The organism is Adonisia turfae CCMR0081, assembly GCF_011009555.1.
Classification (GTDB): domain Bacteria; phylum Cyanobacteriota; class Cyanobacteriia; order Phormidesmidales; family Phormidesmidaceae; genus Leptothoe; species Leptothoe turfae.
Genome location: NZ_QXHD01000004.1, coordinates 6,615,474 through 6,621,810 on the forward strand (window position 1 = coordinate 6,615,474; position 6,337 = coordinate 6,621,810).

The following is a 6,337-nucleotide window of genomic DNA, read 5'->3' on the forward strand; positions in this document are numbered from 1 at the left end:
GCGTCAAGGATGCGTAGGCGTCAATGAAAAATCACTTAAGATTAATGTTAACAAATGTTGCGAACAATGTGGTGTTTTCAGACTATGAGATTTTATTGAAAGGAGTAAAAAATAGTCTTTATGAGGGTTGTATCCACATAACAACAACTTATCAGGCTCTCATTAATCTTTGATTTCATCAGAGGTGAGTACCTGCATAAAAGACTTGGACTATAATCTAGGGCGTATTGCCGTTAGGCTTGCCGCACCTGAGATGCCTATGGGATAGCCTTTGCTTCAAGCAACGCTAGCGCAATTACGTTGTGGGCAACGATTATGCAGCTTCAGAAAATACGCCAATCTGCCGAAACTTACGATAGCGTTCCTGTCGACGTTGCTCTGGTGAGATTTCCAGTAACGCTTCAAGATTCTCTAGCAGAGCTGTTTCTAATCCTTCAGCTGCCTTGATAGGATTAGCATGAGCACCACCAATCGGTTCAGGTAGTAGATGGTCCAAAATACCTAGGTTTTTCAAGTCCCAAGCTGTAATTTTGAGAGCTTCGGCTGCTTGTGATGCCCTAGATGCATCCTTCCACAAAATAGCGGCACAGGCTTCAGGACTAGCAACGGTGTAAACAGAATGCTCAAACATAATGAGACGGTCGCCAACACCGATGCCCAATGCCCCGCCAGAACCACCTTCTCCAATGACAGTGCAAATAATAGGACTATCTAGACGAAACATTTCGCGAAGATTGTAGGCAATGGCTTCGCCTTGACCTAGTTGCTCAGCTTCTAAACCAGCCCATGCTCCTGGCGTATCGATAAAGGTGAAAATCGGCATCTTAAAACGATTTGCATGTTCCATGAGTCGCATCGCTTTGCGGTAGCCTCCAGGAGATGCCATGCCAAAATTGCGGGCAACATTATCCTTTGTATCTCGGCCTTTTTGGTGGCCTAACATGACAACTGAGTGACCATGAAAACGAGCGATACCGCCTACTAAAGCAAGATCATCTTTTCCAGAGCGACGGTCACCATGCAGCTCAATCCATTCGTCCGAAATTGCTTGAATATAGTCTAAGGTGCTGGGTCTACGAGGATGACGTGCTACCTGAATACGCTGAGCTGGCGTCAGGCTAGTAAAAATCTCCTGGCGTAGTTGCTGGGCACGGGATTCTAGTTGTTGAATTTGTGCTGAAACGTCGACATCATTGTCTTCAGCCAAGGCCCTTATTTGTAATATGCGAGACTCTAGTTCAGCTAAAGGCTTTTCAAAGTCAAGCAAAATAGGCCTTCGTTCTGTTGTCGCCATAACAGTTTTAGGTACCTCCAGCAGTGATTCCACCCTATCGTAAACTGTCCCCTAAAATTTACTTATTGTCATAGCCAACTGGCATGAACTGTAAATAACAGGGGGATTTAAGTTGTTAGCAAGGGGCGAAACCCATGTTTGATAGAGGCTGAACCAATTTGCTCCATTTTCTCAAGCGTAATTTGATTTCTCCCCCAAGAGAAGTTAGTGTGCCACTTTTCAAATTCCAACAACATGGATTCAGCAAAGCAAGCAAACAACTGTCGAGCCGGTACATCCATGGCGACGATGTGCATAATTCGCCAATCAATGTCTAGGCTATGTTCAACAATACCGCCCTTGAGAACATGGACTTCAGGATTGCTAAAATGGCTGTCAATATTCTTTGGATAACCGCCATCTACCATCAAACAGGGCTGCTTTAATGTGTTTGGGTCGATGTCGACGCCCTTGGGCATACTAGCCACCCAAACCACTACGTCTGCTTGGGGTAGGGCATCCTCTAGGCTCATAATTTTACCCATACCAATCTCGTCCTTAAGATTGTCTAGACGCTCTCGATTACGAGCGATGAGTAATAAATCTTTAACCCCTGTCTTTTCGCTAAGCCAGCGGCATACAGCACTGCCAATGTCTCCCGTGGCTCCACATACAGCAACGGTTGCATTTGACAAATCGATGTTGTATTTCGGAGCTGCCTGCTCCACCTGCTTACAAATGATGTAAGCGGTGTGCGTATTCCCAGTGGTAAAACGCCGAAAGTCAAGCTCTAAGTTACGAATGCGCCGGATCTGCTCTAGCTTGAAATTTTCAAAAATGATTGAAGAAAACCCACCCAAGGCAGTGATATTAATGCCTTGCTTCTGGGCGTGGGCCATCGCATTCAAGATCTTTCGAGTCGCTGCCTTAATTCGTCGCGTTGCCAGCATTTCTGGTAGAAAGCAGGACTCTACGTAGCGTCCTTCAATAACTTGACCAGTGGCACTGGTGACCTTAATGTCCTCAACTACAAATGGAGGCGCACTACACCAAAAATCCAAGCCCTGGCTGCCATATTCTGGATATCCCAAATCTCGGGCAACCGATTGGGCGTGTTCTAAGTTGGTCAGGTGTCCAATTAAGCCAAACATGTGGGACGCTTCTATTAAAAAAATAATCTTAGAAAATCAGACTACAACAAAACGTTACAGTCTTGCTGTTCGCTGCAACCTAATCACTATCCACACCAAAAAGAGGCTGATCGCATGATCAGCCTCTTTCAATATCTAATACAACATTATGCTTCTAATACAACATTATGCTGTCGCTAGACCTTGAGCAGAAAGCCGCATGACGTCACGACTACTGAAACCAATATTACCTAAGGCTTCACCATAGGTAATCATGAAGTCTTCAACTAGGGCATCTTTTTCCATGCCTAGTATAGCAGCGTCATCAGCCACTTGATTTAGCATTTGCCAAACCAAAGGCAGGTTTTGACGATTGGCCTCCTCTAACTCCTCCTTCGCGGAGTCAAAATTAGCTTTAAGCCACTCTTCACCAAAGTTGAGGTGCATGTATTCATCTTTGACTACACCTTCGGTGATCTTTCGAGCAAAGTCGTCTGCAACTGGAATATAGATGTTGTACGCTGAGATGGCAAAGGTCTCAATAATTAAAGACTGAATTAACAAACAAGTTACGATTTTGCCTTCGTCCTGGGCCTGCTTAAAGTTATCATGAAGCTTAGCAAAGAACTCTTTTGCAAACTTCATGTCAGGGGTCACATTTAAATTCTTGCCACAAGCTTGAAAGCCTTTCATGTGACGTTTTTCCATGCGAGCGAGCTTAATCAACTCATCTTTATGATCACTGAGGTGTTCAGCTAACGTCTGGTAGTTATCGTTAGCTTCCCATTCCCCTTCGATTACGATTGCGTTAATGCGACTATACGCATCTTTATACGCTTCACTTTGGAAGTCGAGCGCTAGGCTGGCCTCAAGCTGCGGCATATCTGTCCAATTCCTGCTTACAATAACCACTCGCTGTCCATATCTAAGCTATGGCATAGCACAGTGGCTGTGGTTAACTTAAATATTGACACCTGTTTTCACACTTTACACCCTATCAGGAGAGTAGATATGTTTGCCGATAGGCCCAAAGTGTCTCAACTCTTTTTGTTTGCAAGTGTTCCAGGATAATCTATTTAGAATTTTTATCTATTAGATTGATATTGCTTCAAGTGATGGACCTGTCTGGTTAGAAAGCTGACATATGATTTGGGAAATGGCTCATCAGCTAGTGTTTCAATCGTTGGACCATCGGTCATAGTACATCTGTTGGTATGTTGTGCCTACTCGATGTCTTCCAGTACCTTTAGCCGTATGGCTTTCGTTGAAGGGCTATTAGCGCTACCCAATTGGATTTCAATAATTTCATTGGTTAGGGGAGTTAGTCCACTCAGGAGGGCGCGCAAATTAGGTGTACTTTCGCCACTATCGACATAAACACGCTCCGCTAGCTTATTGATGCGTCGCCACGCGGTGTAGAGTTTGGCGGCTGCCTGTTCTAGCTGAGTGGCTTGGTTGACCAAATCTGCCGTGGAGTTTAAACAGCCTACTCGTAATGCTTCTTCCAGTGCTTGTTCTAAATTCACAACATCTGGATCAATGGTCTGTACCTGACTAGCTGCAGCAATGTACTTAGATAAATAGCGGGCTTCAGATGTAATTTGCTTGAGAGTATCTACGTCTGGATTTTGGGCAGCTTCGGTGCGTAGCGTTTCTTGATGGCTCGGGGGCAGTTTTTCCATCTCCTTGACCAAGGGGGTGAGATATCGAGTCGGGATGGTGTTGTTTGCTGCTTTTTCACGGACTGTTTCAGGAATTAAATCGGAGGTCATTGCTGTCCATTCATCGGCTAGCTGTTTGACTTCTTTGCGAGTAATTTGCTCTCCACGACGAGCGGCTTCGGTGACCATTTGTTGCACTTCTGGCGCAGCTTGGGCCGTTTCCACAAAGGCTCGCTTGCTAAATTGGTTGACAGACTGTTCATTTAGTAAGCCTTCTTTAAGTAGTTCGTCGGCACTATTACCCAGCTCAATTAGGGCATAAGCTTGGCTCTTGCTAATTTCTCGATCTTTTAGCCAATTTAAAAATCCGGTGCCACGACCATCGCCCCCCTGTTTTTCACGATCGCGAACGGCTCTAAGAATTCGACCACGCCAAATATCAGTCTGCAAATCAAAGCGATCGCAAACTTGCCAAGCGATATCGATTTGGTAACTGAAATCCTGATCAGGAATACTAGTGTCGCTAGGGTCGGGAATTTTAAAGTCGAGCGTTACATCTTGGTCTGTACCACCTTTAGTGATGTCGGCCACAAAATCGGCTGCTCCAACCATTGAATTTCTCTATCCCGCAGGCCTATTTGACAGGCTTATTATGTTACAGCTGTAGGACCCAGCGCACAAACAATAGTGACAAGGTGGCTGCTCCTAATACAAGGGTCAATAGTCCTGCAATCAATATAATTGCGAATAGCTTATCTGTTTTGCGGCTAGGAATGGGATTTCGAATATGCCGTTCTAGCAGATCGACATTGCGCGCATTGGCTTTCCAGACCACGTCAAAGAAATCTCCAATCATGGGCACTGTGCCCATGAGAACCTCCGTCAGGATGTTTAAGCCCATGCGACCTAGGGTCGCTGCAGGGACCCCTAGGCGAGCGGCTTCTATGACGACATAAATAGAGATCAGCCCTGCCATTAAATCTCCACCACCGGGCAGAAGACCGATAAGAGGGTCCAGACCTACTCGATAGCCTATACCTGGGATTGCGATCGCATTATCTAAAACATGACTCAGGCCACGTAGCCGTTGCAGTGTCTGATGAGAATTACGGTCTACTAGCGGTGGGGAGCCGTCAGAAAGGGGCATAGGAGTAACCTTACTTGCAAGCCATAAAGATGACTATATTCATTAGCGCGAAGGGCAGCATAACTCAATAAAAAACTGAGATTTTGTGTGGAAAATTGACGGAGCGTTAGCTTCAGTAATCAAGCTGGCTAATGAACGTTACAAGCTGGCTTGGCAACACAATGAAATCATCACTTGGGGCATAATGTCACCAATTCAATAATCCGTCTCTTTTGCAATCATGAAGCAATCTAGGAAAATTTTACGCCGTGCTTTGCTTATTCCTACCACATTGGTCACGTTTGGGATGATGAATGCTGCTGGCGCTGTGGCTCAAATTTATAACCCCATCGAAATAGCGGGAGGACGTGAAATTAGCGATACGCTTTCTGAAAACGATATCCCTACTGGAGTAGGTGGGTTTGCTAGGGATTACAGCGTTGAGCTGTTTGAAGGTGACCAGATCACTATCGATGTTATTTCGGAAGAGTTCGATACACTGGTTAGCCTTATAGGAGATGACGGTACCACTGTCAGTGAAAACGACGACGGTCCAGATGGTTCGACTAACTCATTGCTGTTTGCACGCATTTCTAAATCTGGTCAGTACACTGTAAGGGTCAGGTCCTATGCTGGCCAGGGTGCAGGAGCATTTTCCTTAAAACTTGCCCGTCTACGTGAGATTGAAGAATAATCCATTAAACCAGAGGGTTTCAGAGCCCTTTAACCCTTTGGCTTTAGGCTCTTCAGAGCATCTGATGAGGTGACATAGCAGCTAGAACAAAAAATATCCTAAGTTTTAGCTTGCTAAGGGTTCCACTCTTTTGCTAACTTGTTTAGGCGCGCAAGCAAAGGCAGAAATGCCTCATGTTGCCGGGATAGCTCAGTTGGTAGAGCAGTGGACTGAAAATCCTCGTGTCGGCGGTTCAAGTCCGCCTCCTGGCATTGCCGGTCTAATTGCCGGTGTATGTGGTAGTGGGTCGTTGCCCGAGTGGTTAATGGGGGCGGACTGTAAATCCGCTGGCTACGCCTACGTTGGTTCGAATCCAACACGGCCCACCACATAGTCTTTTTGCCTTCATAGCTCAGCGGTAGAGCACTCCCTTGGTAAGGGAGAGGTCACGAGTTCAATTCTCGTTGAAGGCTT

General features: G+C 45.7%; 6 protein-coding genes and 3 tRNA genes. 4 read left to right on the forward strand and 5 right to left on the reverse strand.

The genetic code is table 11. The annotated features are described in order from the left end of the window. Positions 1-313 precede the first annotated feature (313 nt). From DXZ20_RS32035 to DXZ20_RS32055, 5 genes are all read right to left on the reverse strand, one after another. Positions 314-1,294, reverse strand: coding sequence for an acetyl-CoA carboxylase carboxyltransferase subunit alpha (locus DXZ20_RS32035; protein WP_006516754.1), 981 nt, complete (start codon positions 1,292-1,294; stop codon positions 314-316). A 107-nt stretch (positions 1,295-1,401) separates the two neighbouring features. Then, positions 1,402-2,424 carry a long-chain acyl-[acyl-carrier-protein] reductase gene (locus DXZ20_RS32040; protein WP_163668224.1) on the reverse strand — a complete coding sequence of 341 codons (1,023 nt, stop codon included), beginning with the start codon at positions 2,422-2,424 and terminating at the stop codon, positions 1,402-1,404. A 165-nt stretch (positions 2,425-2,589) separates the two neighbouring features. Then, entirely contained in the window at positions 2,590-3,285 is a 696-nt protein-coding gene (locus tag DXZ20_RS32045) for an aldehyde oxygenase (deformylating) (RefSeq protein ID WP_163668226.1), read from the reverse strand. A 341-nt stretch (positions 3,286-3,626) separates the two neighbouring features. Further along, a complete protein-coding gene (locus tag DXZ20_RS32050; protein WP_250565097.1) occupies positions 3,627-4,676 on the reverse strand; it encodes a hypothetical protein in 1,050 nt (349 codons plus the stop codon). A gap of 43 nt (positions 4,677-4,719) precedes the next feature. Next, positions 4,720-5,211, reverse strand: a complete 492-nt coding sequence (locus tag DXZ20_RS32055) for a DUF4112 domain-containing protein (protein WP_163702841.1) — start codon at positions 5,209-5,211, stop codon at positions 4,720-4,722. Between the two features lie 220 nt (positions 5,212-5,431). Between DXZ20_RS32055 and DXZ20_RS32060 the strand changes: the two genes are divergently transcribed. The 4 genes from DXZ20_RS32060 (at position 5,432) to DXZ20_RS32075 (ending at position 6,336) form a co-directional block, all read left to right on the forward strand. Beyond that, entirely contained in the window at positions 5,432-5,884 is a 453-nt protein-coding gene (locus DXZ20_RS32060) for a PPC domain-containing protein (protein WP_006516749.1), read from the forward strand. A gap of 178 nt (positions 5,885-6,062) precedes the next feature. Then, positions 6,063-6,135 (forward strand) — tRNA-Phe (locus tag DXZ20_RS32065). 32 nt (positions 6,136-6,167) lie between these two features. Continuing rightward, positions 6,168-6,252 (forward strand) — tRNA-Tyr (locus tag DXZ20_RS32070). 12 nt (positions 6,253-6,264) lie between these two features. After that, a tRNA-Thr gene (locus DXZ20_RS32075) sits at positions 6,265-6,336 on the forward strand. Position 6,337 lies beyond the last annotated feature (1 nt).